This window comes from Bacillus sp. KNSH39, assembly GCF_052656585.1.
In genome coordinates, this window is record NZ_JBQXYO010000001.1 from 1728131 (window position 1) to 1748876 (window position 20746).

At 35.0% G+C, this 20746-nt stretch carries 25 protein-coding genes and 1 riboswitch; of the genes, 5 read left to right on the forward strand and 20 right to left on the reverse strand.

Features of this window, described 5'->3' with window-relative positions; all coding sequences use genetic code 11:
- Positions 1 to 18: 18 nt before the first annotated feature.
- From ACUL40_RS08695 to phaZ, 10 genes are all read right to left on the reverse strand, one after another.
- Positions 19 to 345, reverse strand: coding sequence for an MFS transporter (locus ACUL40_RS08695; RefSeq protein ID WP_079004651.1), 327 nt, complete (start codon positions 343 to 345; stop codon positions 19 to 21).
- A complete protein-coding gene (locus ACUL40_RS08700) occupies positions 345 to 1064 on the reverse strand; it encodes a DUF5081 family protein (protein ID WP_079004650.1) in 720 nt (239 codons plus the stop codon). The genes ACUL40_RS08695 and ACUL40_RS08700 overlap by 1 nt, the downstream gene beginning before the upstream one ends.
- Before the next feature lie 22 nt (positions 1065 to 1086).
- A complete protein-coding gene (locus ACUL40_RS08705; RefSeq protein ID WP_000014535.1) occupies positions 1087 to 1392 on the reverse strand; it encodes a WXG100 family type VII secretion target in 306 nt (101 codons plus the stop codon).
- A 26-nt stretch (positions 1393 to 1418) separates the two neighbouring features.
- Positions 1419 to 1841: a hypothetical protein gene (locus ACUL40_RS08710; RefSeq protein WP_000883457.1), complete on the reverse strand. Its 423-nt coding sequence runs from the start codon at positions 1839 to 1841 to the stop codon at positions 1419 to 1421.
- A gap of 645 nt (positions 1842 to 2486) precedes the next feature.
- Positions 2487 to 3218 (reverse strand): M15 family metallopeptidase, encoded by a 732-nt coding sequence (locus tag ACUL40_RS08715; RefSeq protein ID WP_000241986.1) that lies wholly within the window; start codon positions 3216 to 3218, stop codon positions 2487 to 2489.
- 48 nt (positions 3219 to 3266) lie between these two features.
- Positions 3267 to 4502, reverse strand: coding sequence for a CapA family protein (locus tag ACUL40_RS08720; protein ID WP_000887602.1), 1236 nt, complete (start codon positions 4500 to 4502; stop codon positions 3267 to 3269).
- Between the two features lie 599 nt (positions 4503 to 5101).
- On the reverse strand, positions 5102 to 5302 hold the full coding sequence (locus tag ACUL40_RS08725; RefSeq protein WP_000166303.1) for an NETI motif-containing protein: 201 nt from the start codon (positions 5300 to 5302) through the stop codon (positions 5102 to 5104).
- On the reverse strand, positions 5286 to 6482 hold the full coding sequence (locus tag ACUL40_RS08730; RefSeq protein WP_000062799.1) for an MFS transporter: 1197 nt from the start codon (positions 6480 to 6482) through the stop codon (positions 5286 to 5288). The genes ACUL40_RS08725 and ACUL40_RS08730 overlap by 17 nt, the downstream gene beginning before the upstream one ends.
- Before the next feature lie 118 nt (positions 6483 to 6600).
- Positions 6601 to 6828, reverse strand: coding sequence for a hypothetical protein (locus ACUL40_RS08735; protein WP_000549500.1), 228 nt, complete (start codon positions 6826 to 6828; stop codon positions 6601 to 6603).
- Between the two features lie 61 nt (positions 6829 to 6889).
- Complete coding sequence (gene phaZ / locus ACUL40_RS08740; RefSeq protein WP_000594877.1) at positions 6890 to 7792, reverse strand: intracellular short-chain-length polyhydroxyalkanoate depolymerase; 903 nt, start codon at positions 7790 to 7792, stop codon at positions 6890 to 6892.
- 189 nt (positions 7793 to 7981) lie between these two features.
- Between phaZ and ACUL40_RS08745 the strand changes: the two genes are divergently transcribed.
- The 3 genes from ACUL40_RS08745 to ACUL40_RS08755 all read left to right on the forward strand — a co-directional run bounded on the left by ACUL40_RS08745 (position 7982) and on the right by ACUL40_RS08755 (position 10973).
- Positions 7982 to 8398, forward strand: coding sequence for a MarR family winged helix-turn-helix transcriptional regulator (locus tag ACUL40_RS08745; RefSeq protein WP_139372055.1), 417 nt, complete (start codon positions 7982 to 7984; stop codon positions 8396 to 8398).
- 15 nt (positions 8399 to 8413) lie between these two features.
- Positions 8414 to 9613: an MFS transporter gene (locus tag ACUL40_RS08750; RefSeq protein ID WP_001190318.1), complete on the forward strand. Its 1200-nt coding sequence runs from the start codon at positions 8414 to 8416 to the stop codon at positions 9611 to 9613.
- Positions 9614 to 9713: 100 nt separating this feature from the next.
- Entirely contained in the window at positions 9714 to 10973 is a 1260-nt protein-coding gene (locus ACUL40_RS08755) for a serine hydrolase domain-containing protein (RefSeq protein ID WP_000768744.1), read from the forward strand.
- Positions 10974 to 11146: 173 nt separating this feature from the next.
- On the opposite strand, the gene ACUL40_RS08760 is transcribed toward ACUL40_RS08755, so the two are convergent.
- The gene (locus ACUL40_RS08760; RefSeq protein ID WP_079004648.1) at positions 11147 to 11629 is read right to left on the reverse strand and encodes a hypothetical protein; all 483 of its coding nucleotides are present in this window, start codon (positions 11627 to 11629) and stop codon (positions 11147 to 11149) included.
- Positions 11630 to 11977: 348 nt separating this feature from the next.
- On the opposite strand from ACUL40_RS08760, the gene ACUL40_RS08765 reads away from it, so the two are divergent.
- Positions 11978 to 13324 (forward strand): short-chain fatty acid transporter, encoded by a 1347-nt coding sequence (locus ACUL40_RS08765; RefSeq protein ID WP_000490029.1) that lies wholly within the window; start codon positions 11978 to 11980, stop codon positions 13322 to 13324.
- A 40-nt stretch (positions 13325 to 13364) separates the two neighbouring features.
- On the opposite strand, the gene ACUL40_RS08770 is transcribed toward ACUL40_RS08765, so the two are convergent.
- From ACUL40_RS08770 to ACUL40_RS08785, 4 genes are all read right to left on the reverse strand, one after another.
- Complete coding sequence (locus ACUL40_RS08770; RefSeq protein WP_001006477.1) at positions 13365 to 13718, reverse strand: hypothetical protein; 354 nt, start codon at positions 13716 to 13718, stop codon at positions 13365 to 13367.
- Positions 13715 to 14290 carry an NAD(P)H-dependent oxidoreductase gene (locus ACUL40_RS08775; RefSeq protein WP_001101572.1) on the reverse strand — a complete coding sequence of 192 codons (576 nt, stop codon included), beginning with the start codon at positions 14288 to 14290 and terminating at the stop codon, positions 13715 to 13717. The genes ACUL40_RS08770 and ACUL40_RS08775 overlap by 4 nt, the downstream gene beginning before the upstream one ends.
- Positions 14291 to 14313: 23 nt before the next feature.
- The gene (locus ACUL40_RS08780; RefSeq protein ID WP_016124928.1) at positions 14314 to 14703 is read right to left on the reverse strand and encodes an SWIM zinc finger family protein; all 390 of its coding nucleotides are present in this window, start codon (positions 14701 to 14703) and stop codon (positions 14314 to 14316) included.
- Positions 14704 to 14965: 262 nt separating this feature from the next.
- Positions 14966 to 15223, reverse strand: coding sequence for a hypothetical protein (locus ACUL40_RS08785; protein WP_000171476.1), 258 nt, complete (start codon positions 15221 to 15223; stop codon positions 14966 to 14968).
- Positions 15224 to 15323: 100 nt separating this feature from the next.
- A riboswitch (SAM riboswitch) is annotated at positions 15324 to 15422 on the reverse strand.
- Positions 15423 to 15553: 131 nt separating this feature from the next.
- Between ACUL40_RS08785 and ACUL40_RS08790 the strand changes: the two genes are divergently transcribed.
- Positions 15554 to 15745 (forward strand): hypothetical protein, encoded by a 192-nt coding sequence (locus ACUL40_RS08790; protein WP_000554032.1) that lies wholly within the window; start codon positions 15554 to 15556, stop codon positions 15743 to 15745.
- Positions 15746 to 15775: 30 nt separating this feature from the next.
- Here ACUL40_RS08790 and ACUL40_RS08795 read toward each other — a convergent pair whose 3' ends face one another.
- The 5 genes from ACUL40_RS08795 to ACUL40_RS08815 form a co-directional block, all read right to left on the reverse strand.
- Positions 15776 to 16498, reverse strand: coding sequence for a YwiC-like family protein (locus ACUL40_RS08795; protein WP_000779987.1), 723 nt, complete (start codon positions 16496 to 16498; stop codon positions 15776 to 15778).
- A 182-nt stretch (positions 16499 to 16680) separates the two neighbouring features.
- Positions 16681 to 17382 (reverse strand): ECF transporter S component, encoded by a 702-nt coding sequence (locus tag ACUL40_RS08800; protein WP_000044904.1) that lies wholly within the window; start codon positions 17380 to 17382, stop codon positions 16681 to 16683.
- On the reverse strand, positions 17355 to 19016 hold the full coding sequence (locus tag ACUL40_RS08805; RefSeq protein WP_445422824.1) for an ABC transporter ATP-binding protein: 1662 nt from the start codon (positions 19014 to 19016) through the stop codon (positions 17355 to 17357). The genes ACUL40_RS08800 and ACUL40_RS08805 overlap by 28 nt, the downstream gene beginning before the upstream one ends.
- Positions 18989 to 19867 carry an energy-coupling factor transporter transmembrane component T gene (locus ACUL40_RS08810; RefSeq protein WP_002178524.1) on the reverse strand — a complete coding sequence of 293 codons (879 nt, stop codon included), beginning with the start codon at positions 19865 to 19867 and terminating at the stop codon, positions 18989 to 18991. The genes ACUL40_RS08805 and ACUL40_RS08810 overlap by 28 nt, the downstream gene beginning before the upstream one ends.
- 22 nt (positions 19868 to 19889) lie before the next feature.
- Positions 19890 to 20726, reverse strand: a complete 837-nt coding sequence (locus ACUL40_RS08815) for a DUF4430 domain-containing protein (protein WP_079004646.1) — start codon at positions 20724 to 20726, stop codon at positions 19890 to 19892.
- Positions 20727 to 20746: the final 20 nt, after the last annotated feature.

Below are 20746 nucleotides of genomic sequence, written 5' to 3' on the forward strand. Positions count from 1 at the left end.
CCAGCCGTATGGTGATTTCTACAACTTACTTAATATTTCACGTAATTGTTCGTCCTTTTCAAGCATTTCTACACATACATTTCCTACAACTTTCGCCGACCTCAAATAGTGTTCAGACAATTCAAGTGTTTTGTGTAATATATCAGGATATTTTTCAATTACTCTCATCGCTTCACCTTTTTGATAAAAATTACAGCTTAATAAACTCTCAATATTCGTTCCAATGACGTCTACATGGATTTTATATATATTTTCTAACTTCATTACTATATCAAGTAGTTCTTGAAAATTAACTAATACTTCTTCTCCACCACCAGAACCACTATCTCCCATTGATACTTGCATTATTCAATACCTCCTAACGAGAATTGTCTCGGGTCAATTAACTTTTTATACGGCATTTTTAACACGTCATACAATTTCTTATTAACCGCATAGAGGCTCACCCAGTCATATCGATTACGTTCTACATCAATTTGAACGTAATCTTCTCCTTCAGTGAAATATAAGAAACATTCCCATTTTCCTCCTCTATTACTACGAGGCCTCGTATACGTTTCTATCGCTATAACGTCTTTATTTGATAAATCTTTTTCCTCAAATGTTTGTTGTTCTTCTTCTGTCATTCTCTTTGAGAAAAATGTATCTTCTATTTCCCTCGGTTCTCTCAATAAGAAAGGGATGCGTGTTAATAATGAAAAATATACGTCTGGCTTTGGTATGTAGTCGATCTCGTATTTTTTATTTGGCTCTATTTCCGTTAATACAGCCACTCGATCTTTATCCTCTTTTAAAAAGCCAATTAATACATTATTCATTCTCGTGTATTCATGACAATTTTCATATTCCTTTAATAGTTCAATTATTTGAAAAGCTGCAGGGGTAATTCCATTTTCACTTGTAAGTAGGCCTTTTTCTTTTAAACTCGTAGTTGCTTTCGTGACACATTCTGCATCAAGTAAAATAATTGCGTCACGGTTTGGCAATCCAAATATATCGGTAACCCCAGCTGCACCTGCGAGAACATATAATTCAGCAGGTGCAAAACTCATTTCTTTCCCCATTCTTTTATCCCTCGTTTCTCCATCACAGTTGTTTTATCGCCCTTACTTCCGATTTATCTCCGTACGTTTGAATGCTTTTATCTAACTCTTTCAAAGCTTTCGTATGTCCTTCAAATGCCTCTACCATTTCTGAATTATATTGAATGATCAAATCAAGATAACTTAAAAATGCATCTCTCGTTTTTCCATTCCATTTCGCACCTGTGACATATGCTTTTAAGTCTTTCGCTTGGTTTAAAGAATCCTTCATACCATTTTCAATGTTTTGTGCGTAAGAAATGGCACTTGCAGTGTTACTTCCTATAATTTCAACCTCTTTACCACTCATGTTGGTTCCCTCCATTCTTTGTATGCTTAATGGATAAAGTTTTCAAATTCCTTTTTCTTTTCTTCAAAAGCCTTGGTCGCTGCGGCGTATGCTGACGCTTTCTCCGATTCTGCTTTCGCTTTATATTCCAAATACTTTGCATAAGCTGTACTTTTTGCAGATCCAATATCGCTTAATGCACTTTTAAAATAGGATAATACTGTATTTAAGTCTTCATCCTTTTCATGACGTTTTTGTTCAAATTCAACTGCCGGAATTTTATTAGCTTCTAAGCCATTACTTTTACTCTCATAATCTCTCTTCGCTGATTCAGCCTCTTGAATGAATTGCTTTAACTCTCTTTCTTTATCTTTTAAATAATCATGTAAATCATCATACCGATCTCGTTTCCTCGCACTTTCTGTAAAACCAGACGCATTTAAAAAAGCATTGTACAATTCATCTAACATCTTTCTCCCCCTTTAGCACAATAACTATGTAGTTAAATTCGTATATTTAAACATGAATATTCATTACATTAAGAATTAACAAATAATTATTTTTACATATTGCTATTTTATCAAAGGGATTTTAACATTTCCATATTTTATGAATGGCTTTCGCATTTTTCTTCAATAAAGTGAAACTTTAATCAATATGACTATGTATTTATGTGCAGAAATAATAAAAAACACTGCCAGGCGCAGTGTTTTTTATTATTACCTTTTATCCAATTCATTCGTATTAAATCCTCGCTTGAGAGTAAGACCAGTTCTTTCTTATTTCATCAACAACTATTTCTGGATAATCCCAATGAAGCGTACGAGTAGGCTCCCGGACTCGTTTTACTATTCCTTGGGCTGTTTTGTTTCTATATTCATTCCAATATTTTGGCTCAGTCGTGCTTAAAAGAACAATAGAAAAAGGATCTGATATGAATATCAGATCCTTAACTTTAATTTCTTAATACATACATCTTTTTACACGATAACTGGTTCATCCGTGCTCAAATTATCATACTCAGTTTTTACAATACTAGGCGGAAGGTTAACACATCCTCAGATTCACCTTTTCCTGTAGCAGTGCATAATGTTTAATAAAATTAAAGCATATTTTTACTTACCAGATTTAATTTTTTCGTTATATTCTTCTAAAGTTAACCCTTTTTCTTTTAGATAAACAGCAACTTCTTTCCCTACATAACGATAGTGCCATGGCTCATACTTAATGCCAGTAATATTCTCTTTATCTTTTGGATAGCGGAGAGTAAACCCATATTCTGCAGCATTCTTATCTAACCATTTGAATGCATCGGTAGTTTCAAATTTTGCATTTAAATCTTCTACAGTATTTTGCCATTCAACTGAAATAATGTCTAACGCTAATCCAGTATGATGTTCACTTGCACCAGGATACTGAAGATATTCCAATGCCTTAGCACTAGCCTCTTTATCCGACAAACCTTGAGATTTATAGCTTTTAACTGAAGCATCATAATACGTTTGTTGTAATTTTATAGCTCGATAACCTGATCTTAAATAAAGATTGATTCCCTCTTTTTTTGCAGCTGCTACCATATCCTGATAGGAAGTTGCAATTCTACTATCTATTTTCATATTTGGCTTCGCATTTTGAGTGATACTTGTTAATTCAATTCCTAGTTCCTTTGATAACATATGCTCTCTATTTACAAGGATAATTCTCCAATCATTAACATCAGAGATAGGTAAAACATCTTTTTTCTTCGCATGTATTTCATTTTTATTTTTATCGTTATTATTAGTAGTTGCCTGAGATGTTTGCTTTCCACTACAAGCAGCCAGACTCCATCCCATTGCTAATACCAATGCTAAAATTATAAATTTTTTAATTGTATCTCATTCCCTTTTTGTTTATTAGTCTTTATACCAATTTCCCAACACGTCTCTAGGAATCTCCTTGAAATCCTTCAAAGAAACGGGGCCGACAAATTTTTTAATTCCATGTTTTTTAGAATTTTCATCCGAATAATCTTTTAAAAATTGAATTTTAAATTGTTTCTTACCATCGGCATAGTCGGTTACTGTCGGTACGATTGCCGCTTGTCGTATACCAAAAGTTTTATCTTCATACTTAACAAATTGTACATAAGATAATCCTCCAACTAATGTTTCTAATTTTTCTTGCGCAGAAATAAGATTTCCAAGAGAATAATAGATTAGCGTTTCATGTCCATCTTTATTTTGTTTCCACTCAATTGGTTGAATTACATGTGGATGATTTCCAATTACTACATCTACACCTAAATCTGTTAAATATTGAGCAACTTCTTTTTGTTGCTTTGAAGGTGTTGAGGTATATTCTACTCCCCAATGCACCATAACAATCACCATATCAGAGCTACTCTTCGCCTTTTCCACATCATTTTGTATCGCTTTTTTATCAATTAAATTTAAAGCCCAAGACTTATCAGCTGGAATTTTAATTCCATTCGTACCATATGTATAATTGAGTAACGCAAAACGAATACCATTTTTTGTAATCGTTTTTATTTCATTACGCTCGTTTTGACTCTCATTAATACCTACCGGGATAACATCCGGATATTTCTTCCAGTATTCTCTTGTATTCGCGACACCTTTAATACCCATATCCATAGCGTGATTTGTCGCTTGCGTCACTATATTGAATCCAGTGTCCACTAAAGATTGGCCTACTTCTTCAGGTGTATTGAAAGTCGGATATCCTTGTACTTTTAAATTATTTCCGGCAATCGGAGTCTCCTGGTTCACGATAGCAAGATCACTTGATTTAACAGCTTTTTTGATATTTTCATAAATATAATTATAATCATATGAACCGTCTTTTTGTTTGCCATCTTTAATTACTGCGTCATGATATAAATTATCACCCGTTGCTATTAAATTCACAACCGATTGTACTTTTTTATCTTCAGTAAAATTAGGAGACTGTTGGATAGGACTTTTATCTACCCAATTTGGTGCTTTTAATGATGTATCTATATTGGATTCAGCCGGTGGTAATGAAGCTTTAGATGTCTTAACATCAGTATTACCACAAGCGGTTAAAAGCACTAAAAAAATAAGACATACTAAAAAAAACTTTTTACTTCTCTGTAAAGTATCTAACATGTGATCCTCTTTTCTGTTTTATTCCTTATAACTAGTTCTAACAAATCATTCTTTACAACAACGTATTTTGGTTTTACCCTTAATTATGGAAGGACACTCTGTTACACCTGCTTCGGAATATACTAATAATTATTTTCCGCTTTCTAGCAATCTATCGATTCCATCAGAAGTAATAGATTGCTAGAAAAACATAATCCATCAGGATGTCGACTAGTTTGATATACCTGTTCCAATTGCAGTAACTCGTTTAATATTTAAACAAGATAGGAGAATCGTTCATATAGCCTCTTCTCTCGCTTTATGTTTAAGGTGCCTCCAAAAAAAGGGATCGTTGCTATACCCCTTTACATAGTACGAAATTTTTGCAACTAATTTCTTTCATTCAAGCGACAAACATTATACCGATAACAATAAGTAAGACCCAAGAACTTATTTTACCAATATACGAAAAAAGTAGCAATCTTTTGCCCCATATAAAGAAGCCAATTAGGAGAAATGAACGAGAGATTCATTCTATTCAATTCCTTCATTGATTAATAAAAAAACAAGCCACCCAACTATTGGATGGCTCTATACTATAAAGAGAATTTGTTATTGGATTACTTCAATTTCCCTTCAAAAACAATCTTCCTACCGCACGGCTCAACTACTGTTTTGCCGTCTTTCTTTACTTCATGAAAGATTGGCTCTTCCATACGACGAGACGGAGCGTAGCCTTCTTGTTCCATACGTGCTAAGCAGTCTGTAATTGTTTCATTTTCAAGTACTTCAAATTTCTTTTTATTAGGTTGTTTTGTCATGCCCTAACCTACTTTCTATTTTTCTTGATGCGAATTGATTTTTCATGTAGACCATATATAACATTGCGAGAATTCCCATTATAATCATAACCGCAATAAAAAAGCTTGTATACTGTATTTTTTCTATAAATACGCCGCCTAATACAGGTCCCATAATACTTCCTAAACTAAAGGCAATTCCAGATAATATATTACCTGCTGGCAATAAGTGTCTCGGTAATAAATCTGTCATAAATCCAAGTCCTAACGAGAAGCACGATCCAATGACCATACCCGCTAACAACATGCAGGCAAAGACGATCCAATAATATTGATCAAATACGGCTGCAAGCAAGAAAATGCCCGTACTTATGCAGAACGTCCACGTTAAAATACGATCCCTTCCGTATTTGTCACTTAATATACCGAGCGGAATTTGTGTAATAATACCCCCAACTGCAAATGCTGGTAATAAGAAGGATACTTCTGAAACAGACCATCCTTTTCGAAGCGCGTATACTGGTAAGTTACTGTTTAACATTGCTTCCAGTACGCCATATGCAAGTGGTCCCAGCAGTGCAATCCATCCTAATCCAACAACTTGTTTATAACGAGAAAATGATGATTCACTCTTCACTTCTCTTTCATCTTGCGCTGGGAATGCATTTTTTGTTGGAAGTAGTAAAAGCCAACCTATTAAACAAAGTATAGTAGATATAATAAATGGTGTTGCAAGACCGTACTGCACAGTGCTTGCTAAATACGGACCAACGGCAAAACCAATTCCGAAGAATACACCGTATATCGATACTTGTCTCCCTATTTTACTTGGGTCTGATGTTGTCGTGATCCATGTTTGTGTTCCGACATGAAGCATATGATCTCCAACTCCAACTAGAAATCTAAGGATAAACCATACCCAAAATGAAAATGTTTGTGTAAAAAAGAATAATGAAATAATAACGAGAAACCCACCTATAACAATAATCGGCTTCATTCCAAACCTTTGCATCGGTTTTTCAAGAAACGGCGAAATAACTAATATCCCAATGTACAATGCCGTCGCATGAATACCATTAATACTTGAACTAACCCCTTCTTGTTCAAAAATCATTGCAATGGCCGGTAAGAGCATTCCTTGTGACAAACCCGAGATTGCTACAATCCCAACCATAATCCAAAAAGTAAAACGCATTGACATCCTCTGTCCCTCTCCTTCTCACGCTTCCACTTTTCATTATAAACTGTTTCTTCAAATGCGTGTACGAATATTCGCAATAAAAAACAAGCTAAAAGAATGAACCTTTTAGCTTGTTATCTTATCCTTCCCAAACTTGCGCTTTCACATTGTAATGAAAGTGTTTAAAATATGGATTTTCATAAAATGAAGGTCCATATAAGTAATGTTGCATATGAGCTGTTAGTGGCTGCTGCATTTGTAAAGGAACTACAGCTGGTGAAACTTGCATATACATCGGATCTATCATTATTTTTGTATAGATATGATGATTATATGGCGAATAAGCGATTAAGGATGGTTTATGCATTGATAATCTCCCCTTATACATACAAATGTTATAGTATATGCAACACTTCTCATTTCGGGGATTATTTCTGTTCTAACCAATCCTCTACATGTTTTATAAATACATCTAAACAATCAATAAACGGCGAGTGTCCGCAATCTTCTAATACCTTCAACTCTGCATTTGGCAAATGTTTCGCTAATTCCTCACCGACTACTTGCGGTACGACATAATCTCTATCACCTTGTATGACGAGTGTTGGCGCTTTAATACGATGAATTTGTTTACTTCCCTCTACAACCCCATTATGTTCATCTGAAATATTAAATGTAATGAGCGCATAATTCACATCTACGAAATTACGTTGCGTTAACATATCATCTAAATACTTTTCATAACGGTCCGGTTCAGGTTGATTATGTGTATATATTAATAAATTCCATACTGTACGGTAATATAGTTTGTTCATATTTTTTATCGCATCTAATACTGGAGCGATTTGTACTGGATCTTGCGCAATTTCTTCTTTCGTCTTTACTAAACTTGATACAATCGGCTGCCCATTCGTATCTTTTTTAAAGATTGGGTATCCTTTCATTCCTACTGATTCTACTAAAATTAACTTTTCTACAAAAGTTGGGTGATTCGCTGTAAATTGCATCGCAACGCCACCACCCATTGACCAGCCCATTAATGAAAATTTCTCTAGCTTTAACTCGTCAATAAATAATTTTACATCGTCTGCAAAGTCTTGTAATGAATCTATCGACTGATTATACGTTGATTGTCCAAACCCTCTTAAATCAAGAGCGTAAATATGGTATTGATCTTGCAACTTTTCAATAACTAAATCCCAATGTTGTGACGATGTCATGTTCCCGTGAATGAGTACAAGAATATCTGTATTTCGCCTTCCAACTTCCTGATATGCAATCGTTTCTCCGTTCGATAGTGAAACAAACTCCATTGTTGCAGGCTTAATCATCACAAGTTCCCCCATTCTATTTAATAGAAAGAAAATTCTTTACTTAATTAAAGAATAGCACGTAGAATATACGTTCGCAACATAAAACCTATAAGAATTTTTTACATAAATCAACATGTCTATTACTAGACAATTATTATAAAAAAGTATATAGTTAGCTAGGTAACTAATTTGAAAGGATCAACATACATGGACGAAAAACAACATTTTTTTCACATCGTCAGCCAGACTTCTCGAAAGTTTACGAAGAAATTTAATGAACGTGTATCTCCAACAGGGTTATTTAGTGCGCAATGGGCTGTTATTTTCCGCATTAATCAAACTGGTTCTTGTACGCAAACAGAATTGTGCCAGTATTTAAATGTTGAATCACCAACGATGACTCGTACGTTAACACGTATGGAAACGATGGGATGGATTATTCGTACAGAAGGTAAAGATCGCCGCGAGAAGCTCATTTCTTTATCCGAAACAGCGATAAAGATGATTCCAGTATGGCAAGAAGAAGTTGATACTTTCGAAGAAAAAACGCTAGAAGATATTAATGAAGATGATTTACATCAAGCATTTCAAGTGTTACAACAAATTATTAAAAATTTAGATTAAATTGGAGGGATGACGATGCAAAGTGAGAAACTTTGGACGAAGGATTTCCTCGGAACTTGTTTTAGTAGTCTATTTCTTTTCTTAACATTTTACATGCTTATGACTACTCTGCCTGTCTATGTCATAGACGGCCTAAAAGGAAAACCTGAGGAAATTGGTTTAGTTGCAACTGTGTTTCTTATTTCTTCTGTTTTATGTAGACCATTCACAGGAAAATGGCTCGATGATTTAGGAAGAAAGAAAATATTATTTATTTCACTTTCATTATTTTTAGCCGCTACTGTTATGTATTTCGGTGCGCAAAGTTTATTCTTATTACTTGCCCTTCGCTTCTTGCACGGTATTGGGTTCGGGATGGCAACGACAGCTACTGGTACGATTGTAACTGATGTTGCGCCAGCTCATCGACGAGGCGAAGCGCTTGCATATTTCGGCGTATTTATGAGTCTGCCGATGGTAATTGGTCCTTTTTTAGGTTTAACAATTATTTCTCATTTTTCGTTTACTGTATTATTTATCGTTTGTTCCGTATTTTCATTACTTGCATTTTTATTAGGACTACTTGTAGATATTCCGCACGAAGCACCTGTTAGCAAACAAAAACGTGAAAAAATGAAATGGAAAGACTTAATCGAACCATCTTCTATTCCGATTGCACTTACAGGATTTGTTTTAGCCTTTTCTTATAGTGGTATTTTATCCTTTATTCCTATTTATGCGAAAGAACTCGGTTTAAGTGAAATTGCAAGTTACTTCTTTATTTTATACGCACTTGTTGTTGTCATTTCTCGTCCATTTACAGGAAAGATTTTTGATCGCTTCGGTGAAAATGTACTCGTTTACCCTGCTATCATTATTTTCACAATCGGAATGTTCATATTAAGCCAAGCACAAACTTCATTTTGGTTCCTTGGCGCAGGTATGCTAATCGGTTTAGGTTACGGGACATTAATTCCGAGTTTCCAAACGATTGCGATTTCTGCCGCTCCAAACCATAGACGTGGTTCTGCGACAGCTACGTATTTCTCATTCTTTGATAGTGGTATTGGTTTTGGTTCTTTCATTTTAGGTATTGTCGCAGCGAAATCCAGTTATCATAATATGTATTTTATCGCAGCTATTATCGTTGCGTTCACTTTACTTTTATATTATGGATTACACGGACGAAAACAAAAATTCAAGAAACAACCTACAGACGGAAAAATTTCCGCTTAACGTTAATAAGGAAAGTAAACTTCCCCGTTTACTTTCCTTATTTTGTATTTCTTTCAAGACGAGCGTATACTTATAGTAGAAATAAAAAGGAGGGCCATATATGAAACTAAAAAAATCTCCCCTACTCTTACTTATACTAACATTCATATTTGTAATTACAGGGCTTGGGTTTACTTACTTCAAACAAAATAAAACGACCCCATCAAAACATAATGTGACAAAAGAAAACTGGTTAAATGACCCTTACTTACGTTGGTCGTACACACACATGAAAGAATTCACTTTAGTTAATGACGTAAAAAACAATCCTGACCAAATTGCTCACTTCCCTTCCGCATTGCAAAACTTAGACGATTTTGCTGTGGAGCGTAGATTCGGAAATACAACTCCTCTAAAAAAACTTTTAGATGATAACAAAACAGATGCTTTTGTCGTTGTACATAATGGACAACTTGTTTACGAACGATATTTCAATGGGTATAAACAGAATGAACCTCATGGTATGGCATCATTAGCAAAAGTCTTTACCGGGGCAATTATACAATCTCTCGCTGAAGAGAATCGTATCGATTTAGAGAAAACAGCTGACACTTACATAAAAGAATTAAAAAACACACCGTTCGGTAATGCCACACTTCAGCAATTAATGGACATGCAAGTTTCAGCTGAATATCCTACTCATGGATATGAGCAACCTGGGCTAGAAAATCAAGATGCACAATTATATTTAGCTAGCAATATTTTACCCCGCGGCAAAAATTACGACGGTCCGATGAAAATTTATGATATGTTACGGGAAGCCGAAGAAACTGCACCGCCTGGTTCTTCCTTTTCTTACAATAACGGATCAACAGAAACGCTCGCTTGGATTATTAGAACTATTACTGGTAAATCACTAGCTGAAAATGTAAGCGAACGAATTTGGTCTCAAATTGGTATGGAAGAAAACGCGTATTACGTTACAGATGAAACAAAAGTAGAACAAGCTAGTGCTGGATTAAATGCAACTGCTAGAGATATGGCGAGATTCGGACAATTACTATTAAACAATGGGGAATATAACGGAAAACACATTCTCCCTTCTTCTATTACAGAAAGTGTAAAAAATGTCCAAGAAGGTGAACTTGCAATTGGCCCTGGAGCTTCCATTTCTTATCATAATCAATGGTGGATTCCGCACAATGAACAAGGTGCTTTCGAAGTGTTAGGTAGTTACGGACAAACACTTTACATCGATCCGAAAGCAAATATGGTAATCGTTCATTTCTCTTCTAACGCAACGCCAAGTAATGAAATACATTCGACTTACTCAAATATGTATATTGATATTGCACATCATTTAGAAAAGCTTCCACAGTAGTGGAAGCTTTTTCATTACAGTACATTATTTACACTACTATACCAATTATCTTTTCGTTATTAGAAAAGATTGAAAAAACAATTACCTAAAATACACCTATCGAAAATTTTATAAGCAGGTTACAATTTTAATTGAGCGTTTAACTAATACACCCACATCTTTTGGAGAATGTATTAAAACACTTCCCTTACAAAGATTGTCTGTTCATATTGGTCGAAAATTTCTTCTATAGATGAAAATAAAGTTTCTTCCGGGATGATGAACTTTATTTTTTGACCATTTTTTAACATGAAGGAAATCGTTCCATTATCATTAAAACCTGTATGAAACGTTCCTCGTTTATTTAATAGTACCTCTTCAATTATATTTATTTCAATTGAAAAGTTATTCTTTAATTGCAAGAGTTCATGTACATCGCCAGTATGTATTTTTGCATCTATTTCAGTTTCTAAGTTTAATTGTTTTTTCTCAATTTTTTTGAACCAAAACAAAAACAATAGCTCTGAAATACCAGGTAATTGTTTTTTATAAGCATGTCGGCTATGAAACTGTCCACCAATCTTTATAAAATATATACAGCCACCTGTAATAAAAACTTTATAATATATATCTGCCGTAAACATTTTAGGCTTTAAAAGATAAAAACTTTTGATCATAATTCCCCCATCAATGTTAAATGTATTTGTATAAACATTTTTAGCTAGATTTGTGCTATAACATATTTCTCATGTAATGCAACACTATTATATTGAATCTCCTCTCCCTTTGCAACAGTTGCTTTGAAGCCAGCTAGTAACCTTTCTCTATACTATCCCTATAAGTGCTACCCCATTTCCAACCGTTTTTCTTCTAGTATATTAAAAGCAGAATTTGATACGAGGCTCTATATCAATCTATCAATAAATTACCACTCTGTAAATATCTGAATTTTCTTTACATTGAAGGTTATCTCCTAAACAACCTCGAATAATTGTAATACATATACATAAGGAGGTTGATCTATTTTGTTTCGTTCCTTTACAAATGGTTGCGTCGCCTTAGTGCAACGCTTCTTACCAGAACCGTTTATTTTATCATGTTTACTAACTGTTTTCGTTATCTTCTTTGGTATGTTTGCGACTCACCAAACACCTGTAGAAATGATTAATCACTGGGGTAATGGAATTTGGGGACTCCTCGCCTTTTCTATGCAAATGGCACTTGTACTCGTGACTGGATCTGCTTTAGCAAATGCTCCTCTTATTAAAAAAGGATTAACGAAAGCTGCCAGACTACCAAAAACAACTGGACAAGGCATTATTGCCATTTCAATTGTAAGTTTACTCGGTGCATACATAAACTGGGGCTTTGGAATTGTTGTATCTGTTTTATACGCAAAAGAAGTGGCAAGGCAGCTGGACGGATTAGATTATAGACTAGCAATCGCCTCTTCTTACTCTGGATTTCTCATTTGGCATGCCGGTCTTTCTGCCTCTATCCCTCTTACGTTAGCAACAGGCGGTGAAACGTTAATTAAAACGACTGCTGGAAGTATTAAAGAGGCGATTCCAATAACAGAAACGTTATTCTCACCATACGCTCTCGTTCCAGTTATTATTTTTCTCATTACGATGCCTCTCATTAATAAAGCGATGCACCCAGATGAAAAACATACGATTACAGTAGATCCTAGCGTGTTCCATGAAGAAGCTGCTGCTCAAGAAGTAGAAAAAAATACGTTCGCTGAAAAGATGGAAAATAGCATTATTATTACACTTTGCGTTGGATTGTTAGGTCTCATTTATATTTTCAATTACTTTTATACGAAAGGATTTAATCTTACTCTCGATATCGTGATTTTTATGTTATTAATTGCTGGACTTATTTTCCACCGCACTCCGATTCAGTATATTCGCGCTTTTTCAGACTCTACGAAAAGTGCCTCTGGCATTTTACTTCAATTTCCGTTTTACGCAGGAATTATGGGCATGATGATTGGAGCAAATAGTGAAGGACTTTCACTTGGAGGAGCTATTTCTAATTTCTTTATTAGCATTTCAAACGAATCAACTTTCCCGCTCTTTACTTTTTTAAGTGCTGGTATCGTTAATATTTTCGTTCCATCTGGTGGCGGTCAATGGGCTGTGCAAGCACCAATTATGATTCCAGCTGGCGCTGAACTTGGTGTACCTGCTGCAAAAACAGCAATGGCAATTGCATGGGGCGATGCTTGGACGAATTTAATTCAACCTTTCTGGGCATTACCAGCATTAGCGATAGCTGGTTTAGGTGCTCGTGACATTATGGGATTTTGTGTTGTGAACTTACTATATGCGGGTTTTATCATTAGTCTATGTTTCTTATTTATTTAAACAAAAAGCTAGTTTTATACTAGCTTTTTTACATAATAAATCACTTATTTCCCACGCAATTTATAATCTTCTCCCACTCTAACTCCGTAAGATGTAATGACTCAAATGCAAAAAAATCTTCGCAAATTTTTCCGATCAGGTGTGGATGTTCCCTCAAAAAATTCCACTGTAACGCTTTAGGAAGAAAATATGTTTCATATTCTTTACTTCCCCTTACTACCTGATCAACTTCTCTTTCACAAATTCCTCTTATTAAATAATCATTTCTTAACTCTATTTGAATTTGCTGAAATGTTTCGCTGCATTTTTTCAATTGAAGTAAACACGTAACATACTTCCGAAAAAGTTCGCCATCATACTGAACACAGTTTATAATACGATCGACTTCATTCATAATGCACGAGCCTTTTCTTCTATTTGTAATAACCATTTCTCACGCTTTGATACTTTACTCGTTTTCACAGATTGAAACACTGACCGTTTTATATCGCGAATGCCACAAAAACGTAAAATACCTCTCTTCATCATAATCCAATCTGCTGATCGATATAACAATGCGACGTACCATAGAGGCGAGTCTAACGTATTAATAACCCATGCTTTTTTCCCTTGCAATAATCCTTTCGGCAGAGCCCCTTCATATTTATAAGCAAATCCAGCTACGAAAATACGATCGATAAATCCTTTTAAAATTGCTGGCATCCCCCACCACCATATTGGATAGATGAATAGAAGTGTATCTGCTTCTTCTACTAACGTTCTATACCGAGCTGTTTCCTCTTCATTTACTAAATCGCGTCTTTTCTTCTCTTCATTAAATACGAGGACTGGATCAAATTGTTCTTTGTATAAATCAAGTACGGTAACTGAATGATTTGTTTCCTGTAGTCCTTTTTGCACATGATTGAAAATCGCCGCGTTAAAACTTGAAGGGTTAGGATGAGCATATATAATTAGTACGTTCACTACAAAACAACTCCCTCTATACGTTAAAGTTTCTCCTTCTTTAATAACTTCTCTACAATTTGTACGTTTTTCGAACTTTGCAACAATCGATTTAATAATATAAGTAACTCTTCTTTTTCTAAATCTTTCAGTTTCTCTTTAACTGCACTCTCACCAGCACCTTGCATATCATAAACAACTGCCACCATATGTTTACAATAATTTTCATAGGGACACTCACAGTTACTTTCTGAAAAATCTTCGAGATCGATAACTACTTCATAATTCCTTGCATTTCCAGTAACGAAAGCAAACACTTTTTTATCTTGTATTTCAACATCTTCTACATGCCCACCTTCATAATATTCATATCCCTTATCTACAATGTACTTTGGGATCCATTTCGTTATATCTTTTAATAAGTAAGCGTACATAATTGTACCCCTTCCTTTAATTCCCTTTTGACTTCAAAAATCCTGCATGTTATTCTAATTACTGTTAAGTAGCAAGTCTACGTGACAAAACGACTGACACCTATTCGGCGAAGGTGTCTCTTTTCATTTGCAGCCGATATGAATTGCCTCTTTCAGGCACATTCAATTTTTGACACTACACACTCAACACCATTCCCTGTATCAGGCTGCTTTAGCAGTCTTTTACTCTACATACTCCGTTATTTTAAGAAAAAAAGAGAGCTTAGCTCCCTTTTCTCGCCTTATACAATACCCCTTTTTCAGCATAGAGATATTCATCAGCTAATGTAATTTTCCCATCCAGTTTTAGTTCGTCTAATAATCTTGATAAATAAAATTGATGCAACATCTTTTTCGTGAATTTTCCTTCATGATGCGAAACGATATGTTCTTGAATATCTAACAATGATATCGGCTTATCTTGCTCTATCATATATTCATAAACTGTACTACGCAGTTTTACGTATTTTTCGAGTGTCACAGTAATGCGCAACCCCTTTCTTCTTAATATAAATTTTCGTAATCGGTTTTTTTGCAATAAAAAAACCTCTCCGATAAGAAGAAGTTACGTATATATCTTCGTCTTATCTCCCAGAACAAATATGTTCTGCTGGAATTAGCACCTGCATCGCGGTTGCTGGGTTTCATCGGGCCAGTCCCTCCACCTCTCTGGATAAGAAAATATTCACTTAATTCTTACTATACGTAATTCCACTTTAATTGTCAAACAAATATAATAAATATAACAAATTATATTTTCTTCCTTACTGTTCATACTACCCATATACGAACATGCAAGGAGGATTATGAAATGCATCAAAATGCTCGCGGATATGTACAAGATTCTTTTCAATCATTACAAGAAGCTAAAAATTGTTTAGAAGAAGCGCTCGAAACAGTTGAAAAAGATTTTAATCGCGCTCGTATTGAACAATCACTTTATGCTGTTGAACAAGCTATTCAACGTTGCGAGTACACCGTTCACATTTTAGAAAAAGATTAAAAACTTCCCATCAATTGATGGGAAGTTTTTTCAAATGGCATACTTCATAATTATTGCCGTTATGATTAAAAAATATACAGAATTAGCAATTTCTAAAATTCCTACTTTTTTAATAGAAATTTTTTTGCCATACAACACAATTGCTCGAATGACACTTGGTATAAAAATAAGAGAACACCACGGATTAATCACAAATATGATTATCGTTAATACGATATGATATCCCCAAGATATAAGACGATACTTCGGGTTATTTTTTTCACGAATCATCGTTTTCACATAGAACGTACTACCTAAAAAGTATAAAAATGAAATAAGCGCAATGAATAATGCTGTATGATCGATTTGCTTCATTGAAAAGGAATAACTAATTAACCCACCGATACAAAACACAATAATCGCACAAATATCATTTAATAGTGCTCTTTCATTTTTTTGACGAGCGTAATACATATTCACTATAAATAATGGAATCATTACTATTACGAATAAAAGAATTCGCCACTCATATAATAAAGAAATCATCCCAAATAGGAACGCAATAAGAAAATAAATAATGGCAACTTGTAAAAACTCTTTTTTTCGTCTTTGCTTTATGTACGTAAGAAATGGGTACGTAGCTAAATAGATAAAGAACCACGCTAAAAACAATGGAATATGATAAATAGTAGGTTTCCCAAGTATGACACTTAATAAAAAAGGAATAACAAGCATGGCCCATGCACCATGTTGCTTCGGAATAACTAACTTCATTAACTATACACCTCCCTTTTGAAAAAAGTTCTCACCTACAATTATACAAATAATTTTATATAATAGCGGATGCATATTGAATCGATTTTTTGACAAAAAAATGCTCCTTACATTATGTAAGAAGCATGAAAGAGGCAAACGAATATGTAAGTCGCGACCCTACCTTATATGAGTATGCTTTTCTATGTCACGTTATGCTCATCTAATATACCGTATTTCTTTTTAAATCTTGTAAGAATCGTAATCCATGAAGTACTAAATAGTAATAAGAAAATAACATTCGAAATCGCATGGCTCAAATCAAAGTAAAAACTTGCGATATAATACGAAATGACAGTTTCCCATGTTGCTTCTCGTATAAAACCGAGAAGGCCCCAGAAATTCATAATCCAGCCAAATAAAAAGCCAACAATTACTCCGTAAAGAAGTCTCCCCCATAGCTTTTTCATAAAAAATGTATTACGAAGTAAACCTGCTATAAAACCAATCATGCCCCACGAAAACATTTGCCACGGTGTCCATGGACCTTGTCCTAAAAAAATATTAGATACGATTGCTGCTGTAGCACCAATCATAAAACCAGTTTCACTTCCAAATACAATTGCAGAAACGATAATGACAAAAGAAGTTGGTTGTACACTTGGTAAAATAGAAAATGGCACCCGGCTTACTGCTGCAATTGCCGCTAATACAGCAACGAGAACAATTTCACGTGAAACAAACGCCTTTCTTTCAAAACGGATATAGAAAGGTAACATAATAACCGCTAATAGAAACAAACTACTTAACATGTAATAACCGTCCATGACAAGTGTCGTAAAAAGCAATGTGCCGATTATTACTGCAAAAATACATATTATGAATGCAACATATCGTTTGGACACGCTTCGCACACATCCTCCCATGTTAATGCATATGGCAATTCTTTTCGAATGAATCGATTAATAGATGTTGTATAAAAGAAGTTGCCGCTAAAAAATTCTTTCGGTGCATCATTCATAATGACTGTTCCATCAAATAACATCATACATTGATCCACGTATTTCGCTGCAAACTCAATATCGTGCGTTGCCATTACAATTGTTGTACCTTCTTTTTGCAGCTTCCTAAATAGTTCTCCTACTCTTTCTTTCTTCCATGGATCCAATCCCTTTGTCGGTTCATCAAGTAATAATATCGTTGGCTTTGATAATAACGTCGTACATAACGCAAGTAATTGTTGCTCTCCTCCGCTACAATCATGCGGATGGCGTTCTTTAAGCGAGTACAACCAAAACTGTTTTAGCGTATCTTCTGCTATTTCTTTTCCTTGTTCTCCATATAATTCACGCGCACGTTCATAAACCTCGTCCCATACTGTATCAAATGTAAAATGGTAATACGGATGCTGCGATACATACCCAATACTTTTAAACCGTTCTTTCGAATCGATTTTATGTACCACTTTTCCGTTCCACTTTACTTTTCCTCTTCTCGCTTTTTGTAATCCTGCTAAAATCGTTAACAGTGTAGACTTACCTATACCGTTCTTCCCAACGAGCGCTACCCATTTTCCTTTTTCAATCGAAACTGATAAATCACGTAAAATAAGCGGACTATTTTTTTCATATTGGAACGAAATATGCTCTGCGCTTAAAATTACCTCTTGCTTTTCACTTTGTGCTATTGGGTCATTTACATATGATATCGCTGCAAAATCATTCATTTTCATTTGCGCCTCTCGCACTGTAAACGGAATATCTCTCACATTCCACTCTAAAAATAGCCTTGGAATTTGCGGAATAAATGGACGGAATGTTTCTACTCCCCACATATCCGTAATAACAATTTTAGGACTACCATCATACATAATACGGCCATTATCCATACAAACAACGCGTGTTGCAAGCGGGATAACTTCATCTAAGCGATGTTCACTTAAAATAATCGTAATTCCAAGTTCTTCGTTAATCCGTTTTAATAATCCTAAAAATTCTTTTGCAGCGATTGGATCTAACTGCGCTGTCGGTTCATCTAATAATAGCAATTTCGGCTGCATAACTAATACCGCAGCTAAATTGACAAGCTGCTTCTGCCCACCAGATAACGTATGAACAGATTGATGCAATAAATCTTGAAATCCTAAAAAGCTAATAAGCTCTGCTATTCTTTTTTGAATAATATGTGATGGTAATCCGATATTTTCTAAAGAAAATGCTAATTCTTGAATCACTGTATCCATAACAATCTGGTTTTCTGGGTTTTGAAATACCATCCCAATTTCTTGGGCAGATAACAAATCAGCTACTTCCTCTATTAAAACACCCTCATAAAATATCTCTCCAGAACGCGTACCAATTGGAAGTAACTCCTTTTTAAAATGTTTTAATAACGTCGTCTTCCCAGATCCCGATCCTCCAGCAAGTGCAATAAACTCACCTTTTTGAACAGAAAGAGAAATATGCTGTAACGCGTATTCGTTTTCATCAGCATATGCAAATGATAAATTGTTTATTTCTGCATGCGCCACCATATCCATTCTCTCCCTTCCATCATAATTGGTAAACTAATAAACAGTGTAAATAATACAAACATCATTCCATCATATTGCTGGAATAAAATAGATTCGACTTTCGGATAAATAATCAATTTCCCTCCGCCATAATTACTACATACAATAGCAGCTATAAATAAAATGATTAAATAACTGAGCGTATACCAATCACGCCTTTCCATTCTATAGCGAATATACGTCGTACGCTTCGTTACACCAAATCCACGAGCTTGCATAGAATCTGCCGTTTGCAGTGCATCTTCTAATGAACAAATTAATAATACTTGCAGCAATTGCATACCATTTTTGACGCGTTCAATTATCGAACCTGAATCTACCTGCACACCTTTCGTTTTTTGGACGAGTGTGATTTTCTTTAATCGTCTTATAAACAAAGGAACAAATCTCACTGTAATCATCGTTAACAATGCAACTTTCGGTGAAATTCTTGAAAACAAATATAAAAATTTATGACTGGAAATAATATCATTGTATGACGCAAACGTAAACATAACTGCAACTAGTAATAACCCCATTACTATTCCAAACATAATCGCCTCAAGCTTAATACGGCTATCACCTAACCAAAATAACGTAGTTCGACCTCTATGCGTTAATAACGAATTAAATAAAATTACCATAAAAAAGAAAACAATTGTGCTCGGTAGCATCTTTCTTATCTTTTCGCTATTTCCTTGCATCACATTTAACATAATAATTAATACTATTGCTCCAATTAAAAAAAGAGGATGAAGACACATCGTACATAGTATCATCACCCCGATATAATAGAAAAAATTCACAAAAGGATGTAAAGAAGAAAAACTTATTTTCATAGCCCTTTACCGAATGCCTTTCTTATTGTAATACGTATACCCACTCAATTGTATCGCCTGGTTTTACCGTAGCTACACCAGCACTATGGTTTGGAAAAGCACCGTTCACACGATATTTCCATCCACTAGTATCCGCAATATCTTTTTCATATAAATCATTAATACCTTTTACATAAATACTATCTCTAGATCCGCTTGCATCAACATCTAATCCTGTACGTTGTAATACTTTATACACAGTATCGCCATCTTGTACATCCATCTTTTTCGCACCCATTATATATCCGTTATTTCCTTTTACCGAGATTGTTACTTGTTTTGCTTTAGGTACTGGTGGTACTGGTGGTGGCACTGGGTTTAGTGGTGGTACCGGTGTTGGTGGAGCTGGTACACTATTGTTCTCTTCTGGCTTTTTCTTTTGCTCCTGCTTCGGTGTTTCTTTCGGCTGATTCACAACCTTTGCTTCTTCTTTTACTTCTGGTGCTTTCGGTTGTTGTTTCTCTTCTTGTGCTTGTTGCTGCTCTGGTTGCTTATTTACAGCCGGCTGTTCTTTCGGTTGTTCCTGTTGTTTCTCTTCTTTCTTTACCTCTGGTTGTGCCTGCAGCTTTTCCCCTTTCGGCTTCTCTTCTACTTTTTGTTCTTGTTTCTCTTTCTGTTCTTCTTGTTGCTTTTGTTCTGATTCAGCTTGCTTTTCTTCTGTTTTTTCTTCCGGCTTCGCTTCATCTTTTTGTTCTTCTTGTTTCGCTACCTCTTCTTGCTTCGGTTCTACCTTCTTCTCAGGCTTTACAGCTGCCTCTTCACATCCGGCAAGTAGCCCGAGCGAAAGCAGTAAAGAAATGAACCATTTCACCTTACTCATCCTATCTCTCACCTTTCATA